At 71.2% G+C, this 25573-nt stretch carries 25 protein-coding genes; 18 read left to right on the top strand and 7 right to left on the bottom strand.

The window, feature by feature from the left end; translation table 11 throughout:
• Window positions 1-5 precede the first annotated feature (5 nt).
• The 7 genes from EZM51_RS18190 to EZM51_RS18160 all read left to right on the top strand — a co-directional run bounded on the left by EZM51_RS18190 (window position 6) and on the right by EZM51_RS18160 (window position 8763).
• Window positions 6-1844 carry a glycoside hydrolase family 15 protein gene (locus EZM51_RS18190; RefSeq protein WP_136709731.1) on the top strand — a complete coding sequence of 613 codons (1839 nt, stop codon included), beginning with the start codon at window positions 6-8 and terminating at the stop codon, window positions 1842-1844.
• 127 nt (window positions 1845-1971) lie between these two features.
• Entirely contained in the window at window positions 1972-3105 is a 1134-nt protein-coding gene (locus tag EZM51_RS18185) for an acyl-CoA dehydrogenase family protein (RefSeq protein ID WP_136709730.1), read from the top strand.
• 94 nt (window positions 3106-3199) lie between these two features.
• Window positions 3200-3973, top strand: a complete 774-nt coding sequence (locus tag EZM51_RS18180; protein ID WP_136709729.1) for an electron transfer flavoprotein subunit beta/FixA family protein — start codon at window positions 3200-3202, stop codon at window positions 3971-3973.
• 9 nt (window positions 3974-3982) lie between these two features.
• Window positions 3983-4969, top strand: a complete 987-nt coding sequence (locus EZM51_RS18175) for an electron transfer flavoprotein subunit alpha/FixB family protein (RefSeq protein ID WP_136709728.1) — start codon at window positions 3983-3985, stop codon at window positions 4967-4969.
• Between the two features lie 3 nt (window positions 4970-4972).
• On the top strand, window positions 4973-6712 hold the full coding sequence (locus tag EZM51_RS18170) for a cytochrome b/b6 domain-containing protein (RefSeq protein WP_136709727.1): 1740 nt from the start codon (window positions 4973-4975) through the stop codon (window positions 6710-6712).
• A gap of 86 nt (window positions 6713-6798) precedes the next feature.
• On the top strand, window positions 6799-7788 hold the full coding sequence (locus EZM51_RS18165) for an amidohydrolase family protein (RefSeq protein ID WP_136709726.1): 990 nt from the start codon (window positions 6799-6801) through the stop codon (window positions 7786-7788).
• Window positions 7789-7902: 114 nt separating this feature from the next.
• Window positions 7903-8763 carry an IclR family transcriptional regulator gene (locus EZM51_RS18160; protein WP_136709725.1) on the top strand — a complete coding sequence of 287 codons (861 nt, stop codon included), beginning with the start codon at window positions 7903-7905 and terminating at the stop codon, window positions 8761-8763.
• A 102-nt stretch (window positions 8764-8865) separates the two neighbouring features.
• On the opposite strand, the gene trxA is transcribed toward EZM51_RS18160, so the two are convergent.
• Together trxA and trxB are read right to left on the bottom strand one after the other, a co-directional pair.
• Window positions 8866-9192, bottom strand: a complete 327-nt coding sequence (trxA, locus tag EZM51_RS18155) for a thioredoxin (RefSeq protein ID WP_136709724.1) — start codon at window positions 9190-9192, stop codon at window positions 8866-8868.
• 50 nt (window positions 9193-9242) lie between these two features.
• Complete coding sequence (trxB, locus tag EZM51_RS18150) at window positions 9243-10220, bottom strand: thioredoxin-disulfide reductase (protein WP_136709723.1); 978 nt, start codon at window positions 10218-10220, stop codon at window positions 9243-9245.
• 207 nt (window positions 10221-10427) lie between these two features.
• On the opposite strand from trxB, the gene EZM51_RS18145 reads away from it, so the two are divergent.
• Both EZM51_RS18145 and EZM51_RS18140 read left to right on the top strand, forming a co-directional pair.
• On the top strand, window positions 10428-10688 hold the full coding sequence (locus EZM51_RS18145; protein WP_136709722.1) for a hypothetical protein: 261 nt from the start codon (window positions 10428-10430) through the stop codon (window positions 10686-10688).
• Between the two features lie 7 nt (window positions 10689-10695).
• Window positions 10696-11496 carry an IclR family transcriptional regulator gene (locus tag EZM51_RS18140; protein ID WP_211195978.1) on the top strand — a complete coding sequence of 267 codons (801 nt, stop codon included), beginning with the start codon at window positions 10696-10698 and terminating at the stop codon, window positions 11494-11496.
• 11 nt (window positions 11497-11507) lie between these two features.
• On the opposite strand, the gene EZM51_RS18135 is transcribed toward EZM51_RS18140, so the two are convergent.
• Genes EZM51_RS18135 through EZM51_RS18125 form a run of 3 tightly spaced genes read right to left on the bottom strand, consistent with a single transcriptional unit; the run spans window position 11508 to window position 14279 of the window.
• Entirely contained in the window at window positions 11508-11969 is a 462-nt protein-coding gene (locus tag EZM51_RS18135) for a MarR family transcriptional regulator (protein WP_136709721.1), read from the bottom strand.
• A gap of 31 nt (window positions 11970-12000) precedes the next feature.
• A complete protein-coding gene (pabB, locus tag EZM51_RS18130) occupies window positions 12001-13530 on the bottom strand; it encodes an aminodeoxychorismate synthase component I (RefSeq protein WP_136709720.1) in 1530 nt (509 codons plus the stop codon).
• Window positions 13497-14279 carry a DUF1932 domain-containing protein gene (locus EZM51_RS18125; protein ID WP_136709719.1) on the bottom strand — a complete coding sequence of 261 codons (783 nt, stop codon included), beginning with the start codon at window positions 14277-14279 and terminating at the stop codon, window positions 13497-13499. The genes pabB and EZM51_RS18125 overlap by 34 nt, the downstream gene beginning before the upstream one ends.
• 175 nt (window positions 14280-14454) lie before the next feature.
• Between EZM51_RS18125 and folD the strand changes: the two genes are divergently transcribed.
• On the top strand, window positions 14455-15315 hold the full coding sequence (folD, locus tag EZM51_RS18120) for a bifunctional methylenetetrahydrofolate dehydrogenase/methenyltetrahydrofolate cyclohydrolase FolD (RefSeq protein WP_136709718.1): 861 nt from the start codon (window positions 14455-14457) through the stop codon (window positions 15313-15315).
• 16 nt (window positions 15316-15331) lie between these two features.
• On the opposite strand, the gene EZM51_RS18115 is transcribed toward folD, so the two are convergent.
• A complete protein-coding gene (locus EZM51_RS18115; protein WP_136709717.1) occupies window positions 15332-16345 on the bottom strand; it encodes a LacI family DNA-binding transcriptional regulator in 1014 nt (337 codons plus the stop codon).
• 136 nt (window positions 16346-16481) lie between these two features.
• Between EZM51_RS18115 and EZM51_RS18110 the strand changes: the two genes are divergently transcribed.
• The 4 genes from EZM51_RS18110 to rhaS all read left to right on the top strand — a co-directional run bounded on the left by EZM51_RS18110 (window position 16482) and on the right by rhaS (window position 21223).
• A complete protein-coding gene (locus tag EZM51_RS18110; RefSeq protein WP_136709716.1) occupies window positions 16482-18011 on the top strand; it encodes a sugar ABC transporter ATP-binding protein in 1530 nt (509 codons plus the stop codon).
• Window positions 18008-19048 (top strand): ABC transporter permease, encoded by a 1041-nt coding sequence (locus EZM51_RS18105; RefSeq protein WP_136709715.1) that lies wholly within the window; start codon window positions 18008-18010, stop codon window positions 19046-19048. Before EZM51_RS18110 ends, EZM51_RS18105 begins: the two co-directional genes overlap by 4 nt.
• On the top strand, window positions 19045-20121 hold the full coding sequence (locus EZM51_RS18100; protein ID WP_136709714.1) for an ABC transporter permease: 1077 nt from the start codon (window positions 19045-19047) through the stop codon (window positions 20119-20121). The genes EZM51_RS18105 and EZM51_RS18100 overlap by 4 nt, the downstream gene beginning before the upstream one ends.
• Window positions 20122-20182: 61 nt before the next feature.
• Entirely contained in the window at window positions 20183-21223 is a 1041-nt protein-coding gene (rhaS, locus tag EZM51_RS18095) for a rhamnose ABC transporter substrate-binding protein (protein WP_136709713.1), read from the top strand.
• Window positions 21224-21285: 62 nt separating this feature from the next.
• Here the strand turns inward: rhaS and EZM51_RS18090 are convergent, their stop codons facing one another.
• Entirely contained in the window at window positions 21286-21573 is a 288-nt protein-coding gene (locus tag EZM51_RS18090; protein WP_136709712.1) for a Fe-S cluster assembly protein HesB, read from the bottom strand.
• Between the two features lie 200 nt (window positions 21574-21773).
• On the opposite strand from EZM51_RS18090, the gene EZM51_RS18085 reads away from it, so the two are divergent.
• The 4 genes from EZM51_RS18085 (at window position 21774) to EZM51_RS18075 (ending at window position 25554) form a co-directional block, all read left to right on the top strand.
• Window positions 21774-22712, top strand: coding sequence for an aldo/keto reductase (locus EZM51_RS18085; RefSeq protein ID WP_211195977.1), 939 nt, complete (start codon window positions 21774-21776; stop codon window positions 22710-22712).
• A gap of 78 nt (window positions 22713-22790) precedes the next feature.
• Window positions 22791-22955 carry a hypothetical protein gene (locus EZM51_RS20695; RefSeq protein ID WP_169053982.1) on the top strand — a complete coding sequence of 55 codons (165 nt, stop codon included), beginning with the start codon at window positions 22791-22793 and terminating at the stop codon, window positions 22953-22955.
• A gap of 86 nt (window positions 22956-23041) precedes the next feature.
• Window positions 23042-24874 (top strand): DEAD/DEAH box helicase, encoded by a 1833-nt coding sequence (locus EZM51_RS18080; protein ID WP_136709710.1) that lies wholly within the window; start codon window positions 23042-23044, stop codon window positions 24872-24874.
• Between the two features lie 128 nt (window positions 24875-25002).
• Window positions 25003-25554 (top strand): hypothetical protein, encoded by a 552-nt coding sequence (locus tag EZM51_RS18075; protein WP_136709709.1) that lies wholly within the window; start codon window positions 25003-25005, stop codon window positions 25552-25554.
• The last annotated feature ends 19 nt before the right edge of the window (window positions 25555-25573 follow it).

Raw genomic sequence — 25573 nt, 5'->3', positions numbered from 1 at the left:
AGGACATGAGCACCCTCGCGATCAGCGATCACGCACTCCTCTCCGACCGGCACTCCGCCGCGGTGGTGACGAACGATGGCTGCGTCGCGTGGTTGTGCTTTCCCCGGTTCGACAGCGAGTCGGCGTTCGCGTCGCTGCTCGACGACGGCGGCGGCCACTGGTGGATCCGGCCCGACAGTGGAGCGGATGCCGCGGTCGCCCGCGAATACCTCGACGGCACGATGGTGCTCCGAAGCACGTACCGAACCGCCACCGGGGTCTTCGAGATCACGGAGGCGATGGAGGTCGGCACCACGAGTGATCCGCATCGGCTCGGCGAGCGGGCGCCGCACACCCTGCTCCGGACGGTGCGCTGCACGAGCGGGCGGGTGGATCTGGCGATGGACTTCCGGCCGCGGCCGGACTACGGGCTCGTCGTCCCGGTGTTCGACGCCGTCGCCGGCGGGGTCGTCGTGCGGGGCGGGCCCGCGCGACTCACCCTCTCGACGACCCTCCCGGCGACCGTGTCGGCCGGCGCCGTGACTGCGCGGTTCACCCTCGAGGCGGGCGAGTCCGCGGCGTTCGCGCTGCAGTTCGCGAGCATCGGCGTGGCGGCGCCGCCGGCGTATTCCGAGGTGGCGGTCGAGGCTGCGCTGGCTGCCACGATCGATGCCTGGCGGGCCTGGTCCGACATCCACCAGGCCTACCGCGGACCGTGGGAGGATCTGGTCCGGCACTCGGGCCGCGTGCTGCAGGCACTGAGCTACCAACCGACGGGCGCGATCGTCGCCGCGGCCACGACCTCGCTCCCCGAGGTGGTGGGCGGCGAGCGGAACTGGGACTACCGCTACTCCTGGGTGCGCGACGCCAGCTTCACGATGCAGGCGCTCTGGGTCGCCGCGTGCCCCGACGAGGCGCACGAGTTCTTCGACTTCATGACGACGGCGGGCGCGAGCTCGCTGCCGGAGCGGCACCTGCAGATCATGTTCGGCGTGGGCGGCGAGCACGACCTCACCGAGCGGAGCCTCCCGCACCTGTCGGGCTGGCGTGGGAGCGCGCCGGTGCGCGTCGGGAACGGCGCGTGGGATCAGCCCCAACTCGACGTGTACGGCGAACTCCTCGACGCCGCCTACCTGTTGCGCGGCCAACTGGCCGCGCTGACCCCGTCGACGCAGCGGTTCCTGATCGCGCTCGCCGATGCGGCATCCGACCAGTGGCAACTCCCCGACAACGGCATCTGGGAGATCCGCGGCGAACCGCGTCACTTCCTGTACTCGAAGCTCATGTGCTGGGTCGCGCTCGACCGGGCGATCGCACTCGCCGACCGACTCGACGCGTCGCACCGGGTCGAGGGGTGGCAGCGCACCGCGGAGCTGATCCGCGCCGCGATCCTCGAGGAGGGCTGGAACGCAGAGGCCGGTGCGTTCACCCAGTCGTTCGGCTCGCCCGACCTCGACGCCTCGGCCCTCATGCTCCCGATCGTCGGCTTCCTGCCCGCGACCGACCCGCGGATCCAGGCCACGGTCGACGCGATCATCGACCGGCTCACCGACGACCGCGAACTGGTGATCCGATACCGCACCGGCTCCGACATCGACGGTCTCGAGGGACACGAGGGGAGCTTCCTGCTCTGCACGTTCTGGCTCGCCCAGGTGCTCGCGCAGAGCGATCGGGTGGCGGAGGCCCGGGCGGTGTTCGAACGGGCGATCGAGCACGTCAACGACGTCGGGCTCCTCGCCGAGGAGGTCGATGCCGACACGGGGGAGCAGCTCGGCAACTTCCCGCAGGCGTTCAGCCACCTGGGGCTCGTCAACGCCGCGTGGGCGATCCAGCTCGCCGAGGAACGGGCCGCGTCGTCGGCCTGAGCCGGGCGGCTCTCGGCGCGTCGTTCTGCGGAACCTCCGGTCCACTGTGTCGCCCCGGCCGCGACATCCGGTATCAAGGAAGCATCGAGCTTCGCCGACCCGGCGGGGCACCGACCCGTACGGGACCATGACCGAAGAGCACGACGCCCTCATCGATGCGGTGCGCGAGTTCGCCGCCGCGGAACTCGCGCCCAACGCCGAGCGCTGGGACGCCGACCATCACTTCCCCGTCGACACGCTGCGGCGCGCCGGGCTGCTGGGCCTCGGCGGCATCTACGTGCGGGAGGACGTCGGCGGGTCGGGCCTGTCGCGGCTCGACGCGGTGGCGATGTTCGAGGAGCTCGCCAAGGGCGACACGACCATCGCCGCGTACATCTCGATCCACAACATGGTCGCGTGGATGATCGACACGTTCGGCGACGACGAGCAGCGCCGGCGGTGGGTGCCCGGCCTGGCCGCGATGACCGATCTCGGCAGCTACTGCCTCACCGAGCCGGGAGCGGGGTCGGATGCCACGGCCATCACGACCTCGGCCCGACGCGACGGCGACGACTACGTCATCAACGGCGTCAAGCAGTTCGTGTCGGGTGCCGGGGCATCCGCCGTCTACATCGTCATGGCGCGCACGGGGGAGCCGGGAGCCCGCGGGATCAGCGCGATCGTCGTGCCAGACGGCACCCCGGGCCTCGGATTCGGACGCAACGAGGAGAAGATGGGCTGGCACGCCCAGCCCACCCGGCAGGTCATCCTCGACGACGTGCGGGTGCCGGTCGCGAACCGGCTGGGCGCCGAGGGCGACGGATTCGGCATCGCCATGCGCGGGCTCAACGGCGGCCGCATCAACATCGGCGCCTGCTCGGTCGGCGGCGCGCAGTGGACGCTCGACCGCGCCATCCGCTATGTCCACGAGCGTGAGACGTTCGGTGCCCCGCTCGCCAGCAACCAGTCCGTCGTGTTCACGCTCGCCGACATGGAGACCGAATTGCAGGCCGCGCGGGCGCTGCTGCAGCGCGCCGCGAACAAGCTCGACGAGGGGGCATCCGACGTCGTCGCCGCGTGCGCGATGGCGAAGCGGTACGCGACGGATGCCGCGTTCGGCGTCGCGAACTCGGCGCTGCAACTCCACGGCGGCTACGGCTACCTGCGCGAGTACGGCATCGAGCGCGTGGTGCGCGACCTCAGGGTGCACCAGATCCTCGAGGGCACCAACGAGATAATGCGGTTGATCGTCGGCCGGAACCTGGTGCACGGGGCGCGGTGAGCGCGACCCTCGACGTCACGATCTGGGTTAAGCATGATTAACTAGGTGCGGCGAGCGGGGCCGCTTGCCGCGTGAGGGAAAGGACGCGAGCCTGATGAAGATCATCGTCCTCGTGAAGGAGGTCCCCGACACGTACGGGGAGCGCAAGCTCGACCTCGAGACGGGGCTGGCCGATCGCGCCGCCAGCGAGGCGGTGCTCGACGAGATCGGCGAGCGCGCCCTCGAGGTGGCCCTGTCGTACGCCGACGCGAACGAGGCCGAGGTCGTGGTCATGTCGATGGCCCCCGAGCGCGCCGCGACGACGATCCGCAAGGGACTCGCGATGGGCGCGGCATCCGCCGTGCAGGTCGCCGACCCCGGCCTGGCCGGCGCCGACCTGGGCCTCACCGCCCGCACGCTCGCCGCCGCGATCCGCACGGCCGGATTCGACCTCGTCGTCACCGGCAACCTCTCGACCGACGGGAGCGGTGGGGTGCTCCCGGCGATGCTCGCCGAGCTGCTCGAGGTGCCGAACCTGACCGCCCTGTCGTCGGTCGAGATCGCCGCCGATTCGGTCTCGGGCACTCGCGACACCGACGACGGCACGATGCGGCTCAGCGCGAAGCTGCCAGCCGTGATCTCCATCACCGAGGCGCTGCCCGACGCCCGCTTCCCGAACTTCAAGGGCATCATGGCGGCGAAGAAGAAGCCGTTCGAGACCCTCTCCGCCGCCGACGTCGGCATCGACCCGCAGGACCTCACGGCCGCGGCATCCATCATGACCGCGATCGCCGAGAAGCCGCCGCGTTCGGCCGGCGTGAAGATCACCGACGAAGGCGACGCCGGCGTGAAGATCGCCGAGTTCCTCATCGAGAACCGCCTGGCCTGAGAGGACGACATGACCGACTACGCAGCAGACTCGATCCTCGTGCTCCTCGAGGCGACCCCGACGGGCGAACTCGCCAAGAGCGCCGCGGGACTCCTCGGCGCCGCGTCGCTCATCGGCACCCCGGTCGCGCTCGCCGTGACCGCGCCCGGCCAGGCGCAGGCGCTCGCCGAGCAGGCCGCCGCCGCCGGTGCCGAACGGGTGCTGACCGTCGAGACCGACGCCGCGTCCACGCAGCTCACCGTGCCGATCGCCGACGCGCTCGCCGCGGCCGCCGCGACGGTGGCACCCGACGCCGTGCTCATCTCGAACTCCATGGAGGGACGCGACGTCGCGGGCCGCTTCGCCGCACGCACGAACGCCGCGCTCGCGATCGACGCCGTCGGCCTCTCCCGCGACGAGGAGGGCGTCGTCGCCCACCACTCGGTCTACGGCGGCGCCTACAACGTCGACTCGGCGGCGACGTTCGGCCCGCTCGTGGTGACCGTGCGCGAGGGCGCCGTCGAGACTCGCGCCGAGGCCAAGCCGGTCGCCCTCGAGGCGCTCGACGCGACGCCGTCGGGCAAGGCGGCCGCCACGATCGACTCGTTCGAGGCCGTCACGGCGACCTCGACGAGGCCCGAGCTCAAGGGTGCGACGAAGGTCGTCTCGGGCGGCCGCGGGCTCGGCTCGGCCGAGAACTTCGCGCTCGTCGAGCAGCTCGCCGACACGCTCGGCGCGGCGGTCGGGGCCTCGCGTGCCGCCGTCGACGCGGGCTACATTCCGCAGACCCACCAGGTCGGCCAGACCGGGGTCTCGGTGTCGCCGCAGCTGTACATCGCGCTCGGCATCTCGGGTGCGATCCAGCATCGCGCCGGCATGCAGACCGCGAAGACCATCGTCGCGGTGAACAAGGACCCCGACGCGCCGATCTTCGAGGTCGCCGACTTCGGCGTCGTGGGCGACGTGTTCACCATCGTGCCCCAGCTGATCAGCGCGCTCGCCGAGCGGAAGAAGTGATCGGTGGCGACGTACGGGCGCACCCTTCGCAGAGGACTGCCGCGGGAACGCGGCGGTGACGCGTGGCCGCCGGCGGGTGACGCCCCCGTCGAGGTGACCGCGGCGCGAGTCGAGGCGCCGATGGAGGCGGCCATGGAGGCGCCTGTTCACGTCGCGCCCGAGGTCGCGGCGAGCGTCGAGCCGCCGACGGCTCCCGCGGTCCCAGTGGTCGCTCCTGCGTCGAGTGGTCGCCGCATTCGGAGCGGACTGCCGCGCGTGCCCGGCGGGCGTCCGTGGCCCGAGTCCGGTGAGGTTCCGGCCGTCGCTGCGACAGTGGCGTCGGATGCCGCGGCAGCGCCGGCCACGGAGCATCCGCCTGCGACCGCCGAAGCGACGACCGCACCCGCGCCAACCGTACCCTCCGTCGCCGCACCCGCCGCGACTGCGCCTGCCGCGACCGGCGGACGCACCCTGCGCCGCGGTCTGCCGCGCGTCGCCGGGGGAGAGCCATGGCCCCCGACCACGGCCGTCGCGCCGGTGGCCGCGTCGGCCCCGGCCGCCGCCGAGCCCGCGGTCGCCGAAGCCCCGGCGCCGTCCGAGCAGCCCGCTGCGGCGGCATCCGTTGCCGAGACGCCCGCCCAGCCGACGGTTCGCCGTGGCCTGCCGCGCCCCGAAGCCGCGGTGCCCGAAGCACCGGCGAGCACTCCCGTGCCCGAGGCCGAGCGCACGCCCGAGCCGGTCGCCGCCGCGGTCGCCGCTCCGACGCCGGCGCCCGCACCCAGGCCCGCCGCCCCGGCACCGGCGCCGACCCCGCCGGCGAAGCAGCCCGCCCCCGAGCCGGCGGCCACCGAGGCGAAGCGGTACGGCCGCTTCACGCTCAGGCAGTGGGTCGGGGCATCCGTCATCGGAATCCTCGCGATCATCGGTGCGGCCACGATCGTGGTGCAGCTCACCCGCTGGTTCATCGGGCTCGACTTCATGCAGGACTTCATGGCGACCTACCCCGGTGAGACGCACCTGCCCGAGGGTGCCCCCGTGGGCCTGCCGGCATGGCTCGGCTGGCAGCACTTCTTCAACGTCTTCCTCATGGTGCTGATCATCCGGTCGGGCCTGCAGGTTCGGCTCGAGCGGCGCCCGGCCGCGTACTGGACCCCGCGCTGGTCGAAGGGCGGTGCGGGCAAGATCAGCCTCAACGCCTGGTTCCACCAGTCGCTCGACATCCTGTGGTTCGTGAACGGCGTGGTGTTCGTGGTGCTGCTGTTCACGACCGGCCAATGGATGCGCGTGGTGCCCACGAGCTGGGAGGTCGTTCCGAACGCGATCTCGGCGGGCCTGCAGTACGCGTCGCTCGACTGGCCGCTCGAGAACGGCTGGGTCAACTACAACAGCCTCCAGGTGCTCGCCTACTTCGCGACCATCTTCATCGCCGCGCCCCTCGCGGTGCTGACCGGGGTGCGCATGTCGGGGCTGTGGCCGAAGAACGCCGCGGCCCTCAACCGCATCTACCCGGTCGAGTGGGCACGTGCCGTGCACTTCCCGGTGATGCTGTACTTCGTCGGCTTCATCGTCGTGCACGTCACGCTCGTGCTGACCACCGGCGTGCTCCGCAACCTGAACCACATCTACACGGCGCGTGACGCGAACGACTGGATCGGCTTCTGGCTGTTCGTCGGGTCGCTCGTGCTGATCGCGGCCGCGTGGATCGCGGCGAGACCCATGGTGCTCGCGCCGATCGCCGGGCTCTTCGGACGCGTCGGGCGCTGACGCCTGCGGATTCGCCTTCCGCAGGGTGAAAAGTCGACCCCGCGGATGTTGCAGGTGGCCTGAGAGTGAAAGCTCAGGAGGCACACGTGACCATCGACGCGCACGCGCACATCATCCCGAAGGACTTCCCCCGAGAGGATGGCTTCCCGCGCATGGAGGCCATCGACCATGACACCGCCCGCACGCTCATGTTCGGCGCGACGAACTTCCGTGCGCGGGACGTGTGGTTCGACGTCGAGCGACGCATCGAGGCCATGGATGCCGCCGGTGTCGCCGAGGAGATCGTCTCGCCGATGCCGCCGCTGCTGAACTACGCCGTCGCTCCGGTGCTCGGCCTCTCGATCGCCCGGTACGTCAACGAGGTCATGGCCCGGTACGTTCGCGACGGCGAGGGTCGCATCCATGGCCTGGGCATCGTGCCCATGCAGGACCCGGAGCTCGCCACGGCGGAGCTCGCGCACCTTCCCTCCCTGGGCCTGCGCGGCGTCGAGGTCGCGTCGCACGTGAACGGCGTGCCGATCGGCGACCCGCGCTTCACCGAGTTCTTCCAGGAGGTCGACCGCCTCGGCATCTCGGTGTTCATCCACACGATGCCGCGCATGGACGAGGTCGCCCTGCCCGCCTCGCTGCGCGCGTCGATCGGCGTGGGCCTCGAGGGCGCGCGGGGTGCGACATCCCTCGCCTTCGGCGGGATGGCCGACACCTGCTCACTCGACCATGTGCTGTTCAGCCACGCCGCCGGCGGACTGCCGCTCATGCTGGCGCGCGCCGACCACTTCTGGGCGCAGCAGCCCGAAGACGCCCGATCGGCCGAGCCGCCGAGCGCCGTCGCCCGCCGGTTCTTCTACGACTCGATGGTCTTCGACCCGCGTGGCCTGCGGTTCGTCGTCGACTACCTCGGTTCCGACCGGGTCGTGCTCGGCACGGACTTCCCGGCGATGCCGCGTCCGGCGCGGCTCGCCGACACGATCGAGGCACTCGACCTCGCGCCGGAGGACTACGAGAACATCGCCTCCCGGAACGCGCGCGCGTTCCTGAGCCTCGAATCCGCCCCTCTCGCTCCCCTCTCCGCATAGGTATTCGCTCCCCTCACCACACCACTCCGCACCACACCCACACGACCCCCCACCACACGACACGACACGACATCGGCACTCGGAAGCGCTGTCAGCGAAGACAGGAGCTGGATCATGGCGACCATTCAGACGCAACCTGATGGGCAGGGACTCATGGCTGAGACCTCCGACCCCGACCCGGGCAAGCGCACGGCTGCCGCGCGAGTGCTCGCCCTCCTCGGTGCCTTCGCACGCGGCGGCGGATCCCTGACGCTGTCGGAGATCAGCCGGTACGCCGACCTGTCGCTGACGACGACCCACCGCCTGGCGAAGGAGGTGCTCGAGTGGGGCGGCCTGGAACTCGATGACCACGGGCGCTACCGACTGAGCCGGAAGATCCTCGACCTGGCGTCCTCGTCGACCCAGGCCCTGCGGCTCCGGGAACGGGCGCTGCCGCATCTGGCCAACCTGCATCGGCTCACCGGGCTCACCGTGCACCTCTCGGTGCGCGACGGCCGCGACGTCGTCTACCTCGACGTGCTGCGGTCGCATCCGAACGTCACCGGCGAGAGCCGGATCGGGGGCAGGCTCCGGCTGCACGTCGCGGCCACCGGGCTCGTGCTCCTCGCCCACGCCGATGAGGCGTGCGTCGACGAGTACCTGCAGGAACCGCTGAGGCGGTACACGTCCGAGGGCATCGGCGACGCGGCGACGCTGCGGGCGAGACTCGAGGAGGTGCGGAGGAACCGGTTCGCCATCGCCAGCCGGTTCCTGTCGATGCGGGCCGGCTCGGTGGCCGCGCCGATCTTCAACCCCGATGGAACCGTCGACACGGCCCTGGGCGTCGTGTACTACACGGAACGCGACGATCCCATGAAGCTCGTCGACCTCGTGCGCGCCACGGCCAATCGCGTCTCGCACGCGTTGGCCGACGACAAGCCGCGGCTCGATCCGCGCATGATCGAGTTCCGGCGCCGGCAGGCGGGCATGGGCTGAGACCGGGGAGCGGATGCCGCGAGCCGATGGATGCCGCGACCGGATGCCGCGTGCCGATGGATGCCGCGAGCCCACGTCGGCCCGCGGCATCCCACCTCGTCCTCAGCCGATGAAGTCGACGAGTTCCGCCTCGAGCGCGGGCTTGCCCTTGGCTCCGGTCATGCGCTTCACGACCTCGCCGTCGCGGAAGACGAAGATCGCCGGGAGCGAGGTGACCTGGTACTTCAGTGCGGTCTCCATGTTCTCGTCGACGTTCACCTTGACGACGTCGAGCCGGCCGGGGTGCTCCGCCGCGATCTGGTCGAGGATGGGCGAGAGGGCGCGGCACGGGCCGCACCACGGCGCCCAGAAATCCACCATCGTGGGGGTGTCGGCGCCGAGCACCTCGTCGGCGAACGTCGCATCGGTGACCTCGCGGGCTGTGGACATCGGGGTTCTCCTTCGAGACGGGTGGAACGGACGGACGGGGACGAGCGGGACTAGGCGTCGACGGTCTCGGCATCGGCCGGCCGGACGGCGGCCGACACGAGGTCGTCGGGGAGGGAGGCGAGGTAGTGCTCCGCGTCGAGCGCGGCCACGACGCCGGAGCCCGCGGCCGTCGCGGCCTGCTTGTAGGTGGGGTCGATGACGTCGCCCGCGGCGAACACCCCGGCGAGGTTGGTGCGGGAGGAGCGTCCCTCGACGGCGATGGTGCCCTCGACCGTGAGGTCGAGCTGCCCGTGCACGAGATGCGTGCGGGGGTCGGCGCCGATGGCGATGAAGACACCTGAGAGGTCGAGGGTCGCCTCGGATCCGTCCACCGTGTCGACGAGCCCGACGCCGCTCACGAGGTCGCCGCCGTAGATGTGCGCGACCCGCTTGTTCCAGTGGAACCGGATCTTCGGGTTGGACCGGGCGCGTTGCTGCATGGTGGCGGAGGCGCGCAGCGAGTCGGTGCGGTGGATGACGTGCACGGTGTCGGCGAAGCGGGTGAGGAAGGTGGCCTCCTCCATCGCGGAGTCGCCGCCCCCCACGACGGCGACCTGCTTGTCGCGGAAGAAGGCGCCGTCGCACGTGGCGCACCAGGAGACGCCGTAGCCCGACAGTCGCGCCGCGTCGTCGAGTCCGAGCATGCGGTAGGCGGATCCGGTGGCGTAGATCACGGCGAGCGCCTCGTGTACGTCGCCGTTGCCGAGGTGCACGCGCTTGACGGGGCCGTCGAGTTCCAGCCGCACGACGTCGTCGTAGACGATCTCGGCGCCGAACCGCTCGGCCTGCCGCTGCATGTTCATCATGAGCTCGGGACCCTGGATGCCGTCGGGGAATCCCGGGAAGTTCTCCACCTCGGTGGTCTTCATCAGCTCCCCACCGAATTCCACCGAGCTCGCGATCACGAGCGGCGCCAGCCGCGCCCTCGCGGCGTAGATCGCCGCCGTGTACCCGGCAGGACCAGAACCGACCACGATCACCTGTCGCACGGGGATTCCTCTCTCGTCGTCCATGCCGGGCGATGGAGCTCCCCGGCCTCGTCAGTCTCCGACAGGGGGTTCGGCTGAGACGAACAGCTTTCCGGCTGGTGAAAGGTTCGGTGGGGAGGGCGCATCCGACGTGCTTGAGTGACGAAGGTGGGTCCACGGGTTCCGCGTGAAGCCGGAGGACCGTGAACGAGTGAAGAGGAGGTCCTGATGACGGACACGATCGGCGGCCCTGCGGCCGTGGATGAAGCACTGCAGCAGTTCCGCGACATGCTCGCGTCCGACGGGTACCTGTTGAGCTGGTCGGATGCCGGCGACGAGAAGGTCGTGGTCGAGATCGCGGCCGGCGAGGACGCCTGCGCCGACTGCCTCGTGCCGCTTCCGGTGATGGAGGCGATCATGTCCAAGGCGCTGGAGCCGACGCCGTACTCGCTCGACCACGTGATCCTGCCCGAGGGCGAGGGGCACTAGCGGTCAGGTGACGGATCCGATTGCGGAGGACGCGGCCGACGATGAGGCGTCCCGGTCGGTCGTCAGCCGTGCCCTCGCGATCATCGGCACCTTCCACGGCGGCCGGGAGCGGCAGTCGCTCTCGGAGCTGAGCCGCAATTCCGGTGTGCCGATCGCCACCGCGTACCGGATCGTCCAGCGCCTCGCCGACTGGGGCGCGCTCGAGCGCGACGAGGCGGGCAAGTACCGCATCGGACTGCGGCTCTGGGAGGTCGCGTCGCTCGCCCCGAGGTCGATGGGACTGCAGCGCATCGCCCGGCCCTACATGCAGGACCTGTACGAGACGACGCACTACAACGTGCAGCTCGCCGTGCGCGAGGGGAGCGAGCTCGTCTCGGTCGAACGCTTCCAGAACCCGCAGTACCGTCGGGGTCGTCCGCGCGTGGGCGGCCGGTACGCGCTGCACGTCACCGCGATCGGCCTCGTGCTCCTCGCCCACGCGCCCGACGAGGTGCGCGAGGAGGTGCTCGCCGGCCCCCTGAAGCGCTACACCGAGCACACCTACACCGATCCGGCGCAGTTGCGCCGCGTGCTCGCCGAGGTGCGCAGCCACGGGTTCGCGATCAGCGACCGGCAGATGGATCTCGACCACGTCGGCGTCGCGGCCCCGGTCTTCGGGCCCGACGGATCGGTCGTGGCGGCGCTCTCGCTCGTGTTGCGACACGATGACGTCGACGAGAAGAACATGGTGCACCTGGTGCGGGTCACCGCGAACGGTATCTCGCGGGCGCTCCGCAAGGCCGGCGAGGCGGGCCGGGCTCCGGTCTGACCCGCCGTGGTCTAAGCGCCGCTGCGCTCGCCGGTGCCGATCCTCGCAGACGGCGAGCGCAGGGCATCCCGGCAGCGGCGCAGGTACGACCTGAACTGGTCGACCTCTTCGTCGGTCAACTCCCGCAGCATGTCGTCCTCGACGGCCCGTACGTCGTCGGCCATCGCGCTGATGCGGGCGATGCCGGCGTCGGTGATGTAGAGCAGCATCTGGCGGCCGTGGTCGGGGTCGGGCTCGCGGCGCACGAGCCCGCCGTCGATGAGCACCGTGATGGTCTCCGCCATCGTCTGAGCACGCACGAACGACCGACGCGCGAGCTCGGACGAGGTGAGGCCCGGCAGCCGGAACAGCACGGTAAGGGCCGTGTACTGGGCGAAGTTCATCCCGTGCACGTTCACGACCTCCATGAACGGGCGACGCACGCCGAGTTCCACCTGCTTGATGAGATAGATGAGTCCGCGATCAGTCGCCATGGGGATTCTCCAGTCGGTTCGGCTGCTCGCATCATCCTGCCACCCGCATGACCGTGGCCGCCATTTCAGGTGACCTGACACTCCGTCCACTCGAACGAATATCGTTCATGACGAGGGTCGCGGATGCCGCGGCGAGCAGCGGCTCCGCCTTCAGCAGCGTCTCGGCGAACTCGTGCTCGTCGACCGACGAGGCGGTCACCCCACCGCCGGTGCCGATCGTCGCGACCTCCGGTTGCACGACGAGGCTCCGGATCGTCATCGCGAGGTCGACCCGTCCATCGGTGCCCAGGTAGCCGAACGCGCCCGCGTAGGGTCCGCGCGGCCCGCGCTCGAGCCGGTCGATGATCGTCATGGCGCTGTGCTTGGGGGTTCCGGTCATCGACCCGGCCGGAAGGCACGCCTCGAGCACGTCGACCCACGACCTCCCCTCCGCGATCCGCGCCGAGACGGTGCTGACCAGTTGGTGCACGTTCCGGTAGCTCTCCACGCGCAGGAGGCCGTGCACCACGACCGAGCCGAGCTCGGCCACCCGGCTGAGGTCGTTGCGCATCAGGTCGACGATCATGATGTTCTCGGCCCGCTCCTTGGGGTCGGCCGCCAGTTCGCGGATGAGCGCGGCATCCTCCGCCTCGGATGTCCCGCGCCGCCGTGTGCCCTTGATCGGCATGGTCTCGACCCGGCCGTCGGGGCGGATGTCGAGGAACTGCTCGGGCGATGAGCTCAGAAGCGCGACATCCCCGAACCGCAGCAGGCCCGCGTGATGGCTGGGATTGGCGCGCCGCAGCCGCAGGTAGGTCTCGACGGGGTCGAGGCTTGCGTCGATCGTGATCTCGTTCGTCAGGCAGATCTGGAACGCGTCGCCGCGGGCGATCGCGTCGGCGCACTCGGCCAGCATCCGCAGGTACTCCTCGCGCGGATGCCGCAGGGTCGCGATCGCCCGTCGCCGCGCGGGCCGCGGTGGAGCCGGTTCCCGACCGCGCAGGGCATCGATCGCCGTGGTCGTCTCGTCGACCCACCGGTCGGCCGACGGCGAGCCGTCGGGGACGCGCAGGGTGATCGTGCGCTCGGCGTGGTCGAAGGCGATGACCCGGTCGGCGTACATCAACGCGAAGTCGGGGAGTGCGGAGCGGTGGTGGGGCGTGCCGACGAGTTCGGCCCCCAGCTCGTAGCCGAGCCATCCGACCCAGCCGAGCCGCAGGCCGGAGGCGGGCGGGTCGTCGGATGCGGGCGCGTCGTCGTGGGTCGTCTCGGTCGTCTCGGTCGTCGCCCGGAGGAGATCGAAGACGGAACCCGGATGCCTCGTGCGCGTGTCGCCCGCGGGCGAGGTCAGGCCGACGCCTCCGTGCTCGTGCGGCATCGCCACCACCGACGTGGGAGAGGGGACGCCGATGTAGCTGACGCCCTCGGTCGCGCCGAACCCGCCGTCGAGCCAGAACGCCGTCGCCTCGTCGCGGAAGAGCCGGGTGAAGACCACTTCGGGGTCCACCCAGTCCGGCAGGGCGATGTCGCGCGACGCCCGTGGAACGATCACCGGGCGGTCGGGCGCGAGTCCGCCAGGCATTCCAACCACTCCAGCGTCGCCGCCGTCATGCGGCTCGGCGTGCCGAGCGACTCCACGTAGGCGCGGGCGTCGCGCATCTCGTGGGCCCGGCGGGCGGCGTGCAGCCTGGTCCCCGTGATGAGGCGCTCCACCAGCGAGTCGCCGGCCGGGCCGAGCTCGCCCGCGATCTGCGACTTCATCCACTCCATCGAGCCCGCTCGCTCGGCGGCGGCCAGGCTCTCGAAGGCCAGCGCCGCGAGGCCCTTCATGAACACGCTTCGCAGGAGCTTCAGGCCCGCGGCGACCCCCGCTTCGGGGCCCACGTCCTCGATCGGAACGCCGAGGCCTCGCAGCGTCTCGGTCAGCCGCGCCGCCCCGGTGCCGCCGGCGAGGAGTGGCGTGTCGACGCCGGCACGCGGCACGGGCGCCATGATCGCGACATCGACGAACGGAATGGATGCCGCGGCCGACTCGGAAGCGAGCTCGCGCATCAGCTCGGGCGACGCGGTGTTCATGTCGGCGAAGACGGCGTGCGGGGACATCGCGGCCCGGGCCCGTGCGGCCACCGGGGCCGCGGCGGATGCCCCGACGAGGCTCAGGGTGACCTGTGCGCCGTGCACCGCGGCCTCGAGGCTCGGCGCGATGACGTCGATCTCGAGGTCGTCGCCCGCGTATGCGGGGTCGAAGCCGCGGACGTGCGCGCCGCGCCGATGAAGTCCCTCCGCGTAGATGCGACCCGCTTCGCCCAGACCGAGAACGGCGATCTCCATCGTGACTCCAATTCGACAAGAGTGTAGGTTTGATTGTAGACAAAAATGAATGAAATCGGCAGGCTCGCTCCCACGGGCCTAGTGCCCCAAGAGAGCGGCCACTCTCACGCTCGCCTCCCAGAAAGGTCGTCATGAACATGCCGGATGCCGAAACCCGACGCGCGAGGATGTCACGATGACGGCGCAGGTCATCGACGGTGCGGCGATCGCCGCTCGGCTGCGGGAGCGGCTCGCCGACGACATCCGTGCGTTCACCGAAGCCTCCGGCGCGGCGCCCGGGCTGGCGACCGTGCTCGTCGGCGAGGACCCGGCGAGCCAGGTCTACGTCGCCAGCAAACGCAAGCAGGCGGCGGCCGTCGGGATCGTCGACCACCACGTGCACCTCGACGGCGGCGCGAGCGCAGCGGAGATCGCCGAGACCATCGAGCGTCTCGCCGGCGACCCCGCCGTCTCGGGGATCCTCCTCCAGTTGCCGCTGCCGGAAGGACTCGACGCCGCGCCGCTCATCGACCTCATCCCCGCCGCCAAGGACGTCGACGGCCTGACCACGCTGAGTGCCGGCCTCCTCGCCCGCGGCAAGCCGGGCCTGCGTCCGTGCACCCCCAGCGGCGTCATCGAGCTGCTCGACGCCGCCGGCGTCGAGATCTCGGGAGCGCGTGCCGTGGTGGTCGGGCGATCCGAACTGGTGGGCGCTCCGCTCGCCCAACTGCTCACGCAGCGCGATGCCACGGTCACCGTCGCGCACTCGCGCACGCGCGACCTCGCGGCGGTGACCCGCGCGGCCGACATCCTCGTCGCCGCGGCGGGCCGGCCCGGCCTCATCACCGCCGAGCACGTGCAGCCCGGCGCCGCGGTCATCGATGTCGGCATCCACCGCACCCCCGACGGGCTGCGAGGCGACGTCGACTACGACGGCGTGGCCGAGGTCGCGGGCTGGATCACCCCCGTGCCGGGCGGCGTCGGGCCGATGACGATCGCGATGCTCCTGCGCAACACCCTGCTGGCCGCCCGCATGCAGCGGGGCGAGGCGATCTGATCGTCGCGTCCCGGACTCAATGCCGGGGCGACGTGCTCGCCCGCACCATGAGTTCGGGCTGGAACACCGTCTGCCTCGGGATCAGGTCGGGATCGGCGGTCTCCTCGAGCAGGACGCGCAGCGCCGTGCGCCCGATCATCCGGCTCGGCTGGCGCATCGACGACAGCGGCACGGCGGCTGCGGCGGCGAACACGTTGTCGTCGAAGCCGATGAGGGCGATCTCGTGCGGCACCAGCATGCGCCCGTCGATCACGAGCCCCTGGAGCAGGCCGAGCGCGAGCAGGTCGTTCGCCGCGAAGAGGGCGTCGGGCCAGTCTCGGCGTGGGCGATCCAGGATGCGCGCGCCGGCCGCGGCGCCCTCCGCGACGGTGAGCGCGCTCGTGGCGATCACCTCGATCTCGACGGGCGACCCGCTGTTCTCGACCGCGACGCGCGCTCCCGCCAGGCGGTCGGTGACCTGCCGGATCTCGAACGGCCCGCCGACGAAGGCGATGCGGCGCCGGCCGGTCTCGATGAGATGCTCCACGGCCATCCGACCGCCGACGACGCTGTCGACCGAGACCGAGCTGAACCGCCCGTCGCCGCTGAACCGGTCGACGAGCACCGCGCGGATGCCCCGGGCGCGCAGGCGCTCGAGGCGGGGCTGGATGTCCCCGTAGGGCGAGATGAGCACCCCGCGCACCTGCTGCTCCTCGAACAGGTCGAGGTACATGCGCTCCCTCGCGACATCCTCGTCGGTGTTGCCGTAGAGCACGGCGATGCCGTGCCGTGACGCCTCGTCCTCGGCGCCGCGCACGACGTCGCCGAAGAACGGGTTCTGGCCGTCGAGCACCACGAAGCCGACCGTCGTGCTCACGCCCGCGCGCAGCTTGCGCGCGGCGTCGTTGCGAACGTAGCCGAGCTCCTCGATGGCGCGGTGCACCCTCGAGACGGACTCGGCCGACACCTCGGCGGGGCGATTGAGGACGTTCGAGACGGTACCCACGGACACGCCGGCTCGCTGCGCGACATCGCGGATGCTCGCCGCCATCCGTGCTCCTTCATCGTCGACGGGCCGCGGGAGGTGCCGGCTGAGGTCCGACTTGACCGCCGCTCCCGCGCTCCATAGAGTATGCCTGAATCGTACATGAATCGATTCATTTGTGTTTCACCTCAAGGAGGAGGACGTGCCCGTGGAGATCGCCGCATCGCCCCCCGCGCCGCCCGCGCTCGAGTTGTCGAAGGTCGTGAAGTCGTTCGGCGCCGTGGTCGCCCTGCGCTCCGGCACCATCACGCTCGAGCAGGGCTCCATCCACGCGCTCATCGGCGAGAACGGCGCGGGCAAGTCCACGCTCGTGAAGATCATCGCCGGCCTCTACCGGCGAGATGCCGGCAGCTTCCGCCTCCGGGGCGAGGAGGTCGACTTCCACACGACCGCGCAGTCGAAGGCGGCCGGCATCGCGGTGATCTACCAGGAGCCCACGCTCTTCCCCGACCTCTCGGTCACCGAGAACATCTTCATGGGCCGTCAGCCGACCAACCGATTCGGCCGCATCGACCGGAAGGCGATGCGGGCCGAGGCGACGGAGATCTTCGCGCGGCTCGGCGTGTCGATGGATCCCGATCGGATCACCGAGGGCCTCTCGATCGCCGATCAGCAGATCATCGAGATCGCCAAGGCCATCTCACTCGACGCCCGGGTGCTGATCATGGACGAGCCGACCGCGGCACTCTCGGGCGTCGAGGTCGAGCGGCTCTTCGCGGTCGCGCGGAGCCTGCGCGACGAGGGCCGCGCGCTGATGTTCATCTCGCATCGGTTCGACGAGGTCTTCGCGCTCTGCGACACGGTCACGGTCATGCGCGACGGCAGCTACATCGCCACCGAGTCGATCGCCGAGACCAGCGTCGACGAGCTCGTGCGCCAGATGGTCGGGCGGGATGTCGCCGAGCTGTTCCCGAAGCTGCCGGCCGAGGTCGGCGACGACGTGCTCGTCGTCGAGGGCCTCACCCGCACGGGCGTCTTCCACGACATCGGCTTCACCGTCCGCGCCGGCGAGATCGTGGGTCTCGCGGGCCTCGTGGGAGCCGGCCGCAGCGAGGTCGCCCGCGCGATCTTCGGCGTCGACCCGTACGAGTCGGGTTCGGTCCGGCTCGGCGGCCGGGCACTGCCCAAAGGCAACCCCCGCGTCGCCATGGCGCGCGGCCTCGCCCTCGTGCCCGAGGACCGCCGCAAGCAGGGCCTCGTGCTCGACGAGTCCGTCTCGCGCAACGTCACCCTCGCCATCCGCGATTCGCTCGCAACGGCCGGGCTCCTGACCAACCGGGCCGAGAATGCCGCGGCCGCGGTGTGGGCCAGCCGCCTCGAGGTGAAGACCGCGGCGCTCGACGCCGAGGCGGGCACGCTGTCGGGCGGCAACCAGCAGAAGCTCGTGCTCGGCAAGTGGCTCGCGACCCGACCGAAGGTGCTCATCGTCGACGAACCCACGCGCGGAATCGACGTCGGCACCAAGGCCGAGGTGCACCGCCTGCTCTCCGAACTCGCCCAGCAGGGCATGGCGATCCTCATGATCTCGTCGGAGCTGCCGGAGGTCCTCGGCATGGCCGACCGCGTGCTCGTGATGCGCGAGGGATACCTCACGGGCGAGTTCCCGCGCGCCGAGGCCACCCCCGAAGCCGTCATGTTCGCCGCCACCGCCGAGAAGGAGGACGCGAAGTGACCGCGACCGCCGCCCCGCCCGCCAAGCCCACCCCGTCGCCGGCGACGCGCGCCGTCTCGCACCTGTTCAAGGCGCGCGAGACCGCCATCGTCATCGCGCTCCTGCTCGTGGTCATCGCCGCGACCCTCCGCAACCCGAACTTCCTGTTCTCCGCCGACGGCTTCCGCGACCTGCTGCTCACCCCGTCGCTCCTCCTGCTCGTCGCGGTCGGCCAGGCCATCGTCATCTTCACCCGGAACATCGACCTCTCGGTCGGCTCCGTGCTCGGGCTGACGGCCTACCTCACCGGGCGGCTGTTCATCGACGTGCCCGGCATTCCGATCATCGCCGTGTTCCTCGCGGGCATCATCATCGGCGGCATGCTCGGTCTGGTCAATGGCGCGCTCATCGCGCTCGCGAAGGTCCCCGCGCTCGTGATCACCCTCGGCACCCTGTACATCTACCGTGGCGTCAACGTCGCGTGGGCCGGGAGCGACCGCATCAACGCGTCCGACCTGCCCGCCGCGTTCCGCGGGCTCGGGACCGGCCAGATCCTGTACATCCCGATCCTCACGATCGTCGCAGTCGTCGTGCTCGTCATCGCGGCGTGGGTGCTGCGCAACCTCCGCAGCGGGCGCGAGTTCTACGCGATCGGGTCGGATCCCGCCGCGGCGCACCTCTACGGCCTGCCCGTGACGCGCCGCATCATCACCGCCTTCGTCGTCAGCGGCGCGCTCTCGGGCTTCGCCGGGGTGCTCTACGCCGCCCGCTACGGCACGGTGAGCTCCGCCGCCGGAACCGGCTGGGAGTTCCAGGCCATCGGCGCGGCCGTCATCGGCGGCGTGGCGATCTCCGGCGGCGTCGGCACCGTCTGGGGCGCCGCGATCGGGGCGTACCTGCTGCTCACCATCAACCGCGCCCTGCCCATCCTCGGCATCCAGGACTTCTGGCAGCGCGCGGTCCTCGGCGCGCTCATCATCGGCGCGATCGTGCTCGACCGGGTGCTCGCGCTCCGGCAATCCCGCAAGCTCCTCGAGATCAGGGAGGAAGGCCGATGACCGCCACGGCACCCGCACCCGCGCCGGACACCCGGACCACGCGCACCTACGAGGCGTACTCGCACTCGCCGTGGCGGCGACTCCTCGTCAACCGCGAGGCCGCCATCATCGGGCTGCTGCTCGCGGTCATCGCCGTCGCCCTCGCCGTCGTGCCGAACTTCGACAGCCCGCTCACCGTGACCTACCTGCTGCGCGACATCGCCCCGATCCTCCTGATCGCCCTGCCCATGACGCTCATCATCGTCACCGAGGAGATCGACCTCTCGGTCGCGAGCGTCGTCGGGCTCTCGAGCGTGATGACCGGCATCCTCACGCAGGCCGGCTGGCCGTTCGCGCTCGCCGCGGTCACGGCGATCCTCGTCGGCACGCTCGCGGGAGTGGTCAACGGGTTCCTGATCACCGTCGTCGGCCTGCCATCGCTCGCGGTGACCATCGGTACGCTCGCCCTGTTCCGCGGCATCGCCGTGGGCCTGCTCGGCACGACCGCCATCACCGAGTTCCCCGAGTTCTGGACGGACCTGGCCAAGGAGAACATCCCCGGCACCCCGATCCCCGGCATCATGATCCCGTTCGCGGTGCTCGCGATCGGCTTCGCGATCCTCCTGCACTTCACGCCCTTCGGCCGCTCGCTCTACGCCATCGGCCTGAACACGGAGGCTGCCGCATTCTCGGGCGTGGACGTCGGCCGCACCAAGTTCCTGCTCTTCATCCTCAGCGGAACCGTGGCCGGGTTCGCGGGCGTCTACTTCACGCTGCTCTACAGCAACGCCCGCGGCGACAATGCCACCGGAATGGAGCTGCAGGTCATCGCCGCGGTCCTGCTCGGCGGCGTCTCGATCTTCGGCGGCCGCGGGGCCCTGCACGGCGTCATCGCCGGTGTGCTGCTCATCGGCACGCTCGGCAGCGCCCTCCGTCTCGCCGGAGTCACCAGCGACATCATCAACGTCATCACCGGAGTGCTCCTCGTGCTCTCGGTGGTGTCCGCCAGCCTCCTCGCCTGGCTCCGCCGTCGGCGGATCTCGGCGATCGGGAAGAAGAAGGGGGCAAGCGCGGCATCCCCACCGTCGCCCTGACCCTGCACACCCAACACCCTGCATCACAGTCCGGTCACCGGCACCACGGAAGGAAACAACGATGTTCACTCAGCACCGCACGCGCCGTCTCGGCATGGCGCTCACCGCGATGGCCGCCGCCGCCGCGCTCACCCTCACGGGGTGCGCCTCGGGCGGAGACAACGGCGGCGGGGAGGGCGGCGGCGACGCCGACCTGTCGGTCACGTTCCTGCCCAAGAACCTCGGCAACCCGTATTTCGACACCTCGTCGGCTGGCGGAACCGAGGCGGTCGAGGAGTTCGGCGGCGAGTTCGCCGAGGTCGGCCCGTCCGAGGCATCCCCGACCTCGCAGGTCAGCTTCATCCAGACGGCCGCGCAGCAGGGCGTGGGCGCCCTCGTGGTGTCGGCCAACGACCCCGAGGCGATCTGCGACGCACTCGACGAGGCACGCGACGCCGGCGTCAAGGTCGTCACGTTCGACTCCGACACCAACCCCGAGTGCCGCGACCTGTTCATCAACCAGGCGACCGCCGAGGGCATCGCGAAGATCCAGGTCGACCTCATCGCCGAGCAGATCGGCGGCGCCGGCCAGATCGCGATCCTCTCGGCGTCGGCGAACGCGACGAACCAGAACGCGTGGATCGAGCTCATGGAGGAGGAGCTCGCCGCCAACCACCCCGACATCGAACTCGTCGAGACGGTCTACGGCGACGACGACGACCAGACGTCGTTCGACAAGACGGCCGCCCTCCTGCAGACCTACCCCGAGCTGAAGGGCATCGTCTCGCCCACCACGGTCGGCATCGCGGCCGCGGCCCGGTACCTGTCGACCTCGGAGTACAAGGGGCAGGTCGCCCTGACCGGCCTGGGCACCCCGAACCAGATGCGCGAGTACGTCGAGGACGGCACCGTGACCGCGTTCGCGCTCTGGAACCCGGCCGACCTGGGCTACCTGGCGGCGTACGCGGCCAAGGCCCTCATCGAGGGCGAGATCACCGGTGAGGAGGGCGACACCTTCGAGGCCGGCAAGCTCGGCGACTACGAGGTCGGCCCCGACGCCACCGTGCTCCTCGGCGACCCGTACGTCTTCGACGCCGAGAACATCGGGGACTTCGACTTCTGATCCCCTGCACCGAACGGCGGGCCGGCAGATCGAATCTGCCGGCCCGCCGTCGTCGTGCGGTGTCAGGACTGCTGATGCAGGAGGTCGAACGCGACGCGGCCGTCCTCCGAGACGCGCGCGTCGAGGGTCTTGTCATCGAGCGCCTGGGCCGCGTTCTCGCCGAGGTAGACGCGTGCGCCGTCCTGCTCGACCACCGTGTCGTGCTCGAGCGGCGTCGGCACGATCGCCACGGCGAAATCCGTGGCCGCGGCGTCGTCGGCGTCGATGCGCAGTCCGGCCTCGCCGGCCGCACCACTCCGCTCGACGATCTCCTTGACAGCAGTGCTGGCGTTATCGGTCAGTGTGAGCATCGGGCTCCTCCTCTTCGATCGCGAACCGCCCACTCTTCCCGATTCCAACCTGTTCCGCGACCCCTTGCGGTCGACGGTCGGATGCCGCAGACTGGGCCACCTTGGGAGGAGCGTGCCCAGGCGCCGATATCTGCGTTGCTGTTGAAATGCAGGAAGAATCGCAGGTCCGGCGATGTTTCTCCCGAGATGGGCTGCGCCACGTGCACGAACGTCCCGCACTCGCCCCGTTGGGCCTCGGACTCGCCGCGGTCGGGCGTCCGGCGTACATCACGGCGGGTCGGGCCGCCGATCTCGGCGGCGACCGGAGCATCGAGGCGCTGCGGCGACGGGCGCACGCGCTGCTCGACGCGGCGTGGGCACGCGGCATCCGCTTCCTCGATGCGGCCAGGTCGTACGGTCGGGCGGAGGAGTTCCTCGGGTCGTGGCTCGCGGCGCACCCCGATCGCCGCGCCGAGCTGACGATCGAGTCCAAGTCGGGCTACGCCTACGTGGGTGACTGGCGCATCGACGCCGAGGTGCACGAGCGCAAGGAGCACTCGCTCGCGATGCTCGACCGGCAGTGGCCCGAGACGGTCGCGGCGCTCGGCGGCCCGCCCGACGTGTACCTCGTGCACTCCCTGACGCCCGACAGCCCGGCGCTCGCCGATGCGGCGCTGCTCGACCGGCTGCGGGAACTCGCGGCGTCCGGTGTCAGGGTGGGCGTCTCGACGAGCGGGCCCGGCCAGGGCGAGGTGCTCGACGCGGCGCGTGAGCTGCCCGACACGCCGTTCACCGCGGTGCAGGCGACGTGGAACCTCCTCGAGCCGTCGGCGGAACCGGCACTCGTCCGCGCCCACGATGCCGGCTGGCTCGTCGTGGTGAAGGAGGCGGTCGGGAACGGCCGACTGACCCCCGCGGGAGACCAGCCCGATGCGGCCGCGCTCGCCGCCGCCGACGGCCAGTCGCTCGACGCGTTCGCGATCGGGGCGGCGCGCTCGCGGCCCTGGTGCGACATGGTGCTCTCGGGGGCGGTCACCACCGCTCAGCTCGACTCGAACCTCGCCGCGCGAGCTCCCGCGACGGATACCGCGGCGCTCGTCGCCCTCGCCGAGGACCCGGCCCGGTACTGGGCTGCTCGAGGCGCCCGCCCCTGGGCGTAGCCGACGAGCCGGGTTCCGCGTCGCGATTCCCCGCTCGCGTTCGACCCGTTCGCGGTCCGGCAGGCGTACGGTGGAAATATGTGGACTGTGCTGGTGATTCTGCTCGTGGTATGGCTGGTGCTGGCGATCGTCGGCTTCGCGCTCGAGGGCCTCCTCTGGCTGGGTGTGATCGGCATCGTGCTGGTCGTGGGCACGGTCATCTTCGGCATCCTGCGGCAACGCGCGGCTCGCGCGAAGCGATAGGCACGCGCGCACACCGCGACCGCTCGCGCGCGTCGCACCGGCATGTCCGCCCGACGCGCTCCCAGCCGCACGGTCTACCCTGAAGGGTGACTTCCGACGAACTTCCCGTCGAGGCAGCGGCTCCCGAGCAGCCCGCCACGACGTTCTCCGACCTCGGCCTCGAGGGTCCGGTGCTGAAGGCGCTCGACGACGTCGGCTACGAGACGCCCTCGGCGATCCAGGCGGCGACCATCCCGACCCTGCTCGCCGGCCGCGACGTCGTGGGCCTCGCGCAGACCGGCACCGGCAAGACCGCCGCGTTCGCGCTGCCGATCCTCGCACGCCTCGACGTGTCGCAGAAGACCCCGCAGGCGCTCGTGCTCGCCCCCACCCGCGAGCTCGCGTTGCAGGTGTGCGAGGCGTTCGAGCGGTACGCCGCGCACCTGCGCGGCGTGCACATCCTGCCCGTCTACGGCGGCCAGGGCTACGGCGTGCAGCTCTCCGCGCTGCGCCGCGGCGTGCACATCGTCGTCGGCACGCCGGGCCGCATCATGGACCACCTCGACAAGGGCACGCTCGATCTCTCGGAACTCAAGTACCTCGTGCTCGACGAGGCCGACGAGATGCTGAAGATGGGCTTCGCCGAGGACGTCGAGACGATCCTCGCCGACACGCCCGACGACAAGCAGGTCGCCCTCTTCTCGGCGACCATGCCCGCCGCGATCCGCCGGATGTCGCAGCAGTACCTGCACGACCCCGAGGAGATCACGGTCAAGACGAAGACCCAGACCGCCGCGAACATCACGCAGCGCTACCTCGTCGTGTCGTACGCGCAGAAGGTGGATGCCCTCACGCGCATCCTCGAGGTCGAGAACTTCGAGGGCATGATCGTCTTCGTCCGCACGAAGAACGTCACCGAGGAGCTCGCCGAGAAGCTCCGCGCCCGCGGCTACGAGGCGGCCGCGATCAACGGCGACATCGCCCAGGCGCAGCGCGAGCGCACCGTGAACCAACTCAAGTCGGGCAAGCTCGACATCCTGGTGGCCACGGATGTCGCGGCGCGCGGCCTCGACGTCGAGCGCATCAGCCACGTGGTCAACTTCGACATCCCCACCGACAGCGAACCGTACGTGCACCGCATCGGCCGCACCGGCCGCGCCGGTCGCACGGGCGACGCGATCAGCTTCGTCACCCCCCGCGAACGGGGCCTGCTCGCCCGCATCGAGAAGGCGACGAAGCAGCCGATCACGCAGATGCACCTGCCGAGCGTCGACGAGGTCAACGTCACCCGCCTCGCCCGCTTCGACGACCGCATCAGCGCGGCGCTCGAGCAGACCGAGAGGATCGACGGCTTCCGCGACATCATCGCCCACTACGTGCGCCACCACGACGTCCCCGAGGCGGATGTCGCGGCCGCGCTCGCGGTGGTGGCGCAGGGCGAGTCGCCGCTCCTCCTCGAGCCGGAACCCGAGCGCCCGGCGCGTGCCGAGCGCCCGCCGCGGCGTGAGCGCGACGAGCGGCCCGGCCTCGACGGGCGCGGCTGGGGCGACCGGGACCGCGGCGACCGCCCCGAGCGCCGACACCGAGCCGGCGACGCCTCGTTGGCGACGTACCGCATCGCCGTCGGCAGGCGCCACCGAGTCGAGCCGCGGCAGATCGTCGGGGCGCTCGCCAACGAGGGCGGACTCAAGCGCGAGGACTTCGGGGCCATCCAGATCCGGCCAGAGTTCTCGCTCGTCGAGCTGCCGGCCGACCTGCCGCGCGAAACGCTGGAGCGGCTCGAGAGCACCCGGATCTCGGGCCGCCTCATCGAGCTCCGGCGCGACACGGGCGGTCCCGGCCGACGTACGGGTGGCACCGAGCGCCCGCGCTCGGGGGCGCGGAGCGGCGCCCCGGACGCCGATGGGAAGCCGTTCCGGAAGCCTCGCCACAAGCACTGACCGGCCGCGCCCCGAATCCTGACCATCCGTCACCTGCGGATGGAGCCGACCCGCCGTGCCCAATATCCTCGTAGGGTGCCGCGCCCCCCGAATGGGGTGAGCTGTGGCGTCCGAGGCGAGGTGAGCACGTGTTCGAGGGGGAGGATCCCGGCCAGGGGCGACCCGACGAACCGCTGCGTCGACCCCGCGGACGCCACGCGCGCCGCGCCGCGCCCCCGGTCGGCAGCCGGCGGGCCCGGCTCCTCGCGGCGGCGGCTCCGATCGTGGCGTGGCTCGAGCCGCGCCTCACCGCCGCCGGCGCCTGGCTGTTCGAGCGGCGCCTGCATGTGCTGATCGTCTCGGCCACGGTGGCCACCGTGGCGATGCTCGGGGGCGCGGTGGCGCTGATCTCGTTCGCCGGCGGATCCGGGCCCGGTGACCAGGCCGTCGGGGGCGGCGACGCCCCGCGGCCGACCTCGACCGATCCGGGCGCGCCCAACTCGTACGCGCCGATCCTGCCCAGCCCGGGGCCGACGCCGACGCCCACGCCGAGCAGCCCGCCGCCGACACCCGGCGACGGCTCGACCGATCCCGGCGACGACGTGCCGGTCGAGCCGGTCCCGACGGTCGAACCCCCGCCCGACACCGGCAACGGACGCCCCGATCCGCCCGGGCACACGAAGAAGCCCGACAAGCCATGAGGCTGAAGCGCCGGCACCC

Origin of the sequence: Agromyces sp. H66 (assembly GCF_004959775.1) — a bacterium.
Classification (GTDB): domain Bacteria; phylum Actinomycetota; class Actinomycetes; order Actinomycetales; family Microbacteriaceae; genus Agromyces.
This window is presented reverse-complemented; position numbering and strand designations above follow the sequence as displayed.

Excerpts from the sequence above, each read along its gene's own strand:
- EZM51_RS18115 (WP_136709717.1), bottom strand. The coding sequence starts at position 16,345 with ATGGCGGCGAGCATCCGCGATGTCGCGCAGCGAGCCGGCGTGTCCGTG.
- EZM51_RS18180 (WP_136709729.1), top strand. The coding sequence starts at position 3,200 with ATGAAGATCATCGTCCTCGTGAAGGAGGTCCCCGACACGTACGGGGAG.
- EZM51_RS18185 (WP_136709730.1), top strand. The coding sequence starts at position 1,972 with ATGACCGAAGAGCACGACGCCCTCATCGATGCGGTGCGCGAGTTCGCC.
- EZM51_RS18125 (WP_136709719.1), bottom strand. The coding sequence starts at position 14,279 with ATGGAGATCGCCGTTCTCGGTCTGGGCGAAGCGGGTCGCATCTACGCG.
- EZM51_RS18135 (WP_136709721.1), bottom strand. The coding sequence starts at position 11,969 with ATGGCGACTGATCGCGGACTCATCTATCTCATCAAGCAGGTGGAACTC.
- EZM51_RS18175 (WP_136709728.1), top strand. The coding sequence starts at position 3,983 with ATGACCGACTACGCAGCAGACTCGATCCTCGTGCTCCTCGAGGCGACC.
- EZM51_RS18090 (WP_136709712.1), bottom strand. The coding sequence starts at position 21,573 with ATGCTCACACTGACCGATAACGCCAGCACTGCTGTCAAGGAGATCGTC.
- EZM51_RS20695 (WP_169053982.1), top strand. The coding sequence starts at position 22,791 with ATGTGGACTGTGCTGGTGATTCTGCTCGTGGTATGGCTGGTGCTGGCG.
- EZM51_RS18160 (WP_136709725.1), top strand. The coding sequence starts at position 7,903 with ATGGCGACCATTCAGACGCAACCTGATGGGCAGGGACTCATGGCTGAG.
- EZM51_RS18100 (WP_136709714.1), top strand. The coding sequence starts at position 19,045 with ATGACCGCCACGGCACCCGCACCCGCGCCGGACACCCGGACCACGCGC.
- EZM51_RS18190 (WP_136709731.1), top strand. The coding sequence starts at position 6 with ATGAGCACCCTCGCGATCAGCGATCACGCACTCCTCTCCGACCGGCAC.
- folD (WP_136709718.1), top strand. The coding sequence starts at position 14,455 with ATGACGGCGCAGGTCATCGACGGTGCGGCGATCGCCGCTCGGCTGCGG.
- rhaS (WP_136709713.1), top strand. The coding sequence starts at position 20,183 with ATGTTCACTCAGCACCGCACGCGCCGTCTCGGCATGGCGCTCACCGCG.
- trxA (WP_136709724.1), bottom strand. The coding sequence starts at position 9,192 with ATGTCCACAGCCCGCGAGGTCACCGATGCGACGTTCGCCGACGAGGTG.
- EZM51_RS18145 (WP_136709722.1), top strand. The coding sequence starts at position 10,428 with ATGACGGACACGATCGGCGGCCCTGCGGCCGTGGATGAAGCACTGCAG.
- pabB (WP_136709720.1), bottom strand. The coding sequence starts at position 13,530 with ATGCCTGGCGGACTCGCGCCCGACCGCCCGGTGATCGTTCCACGGGCG.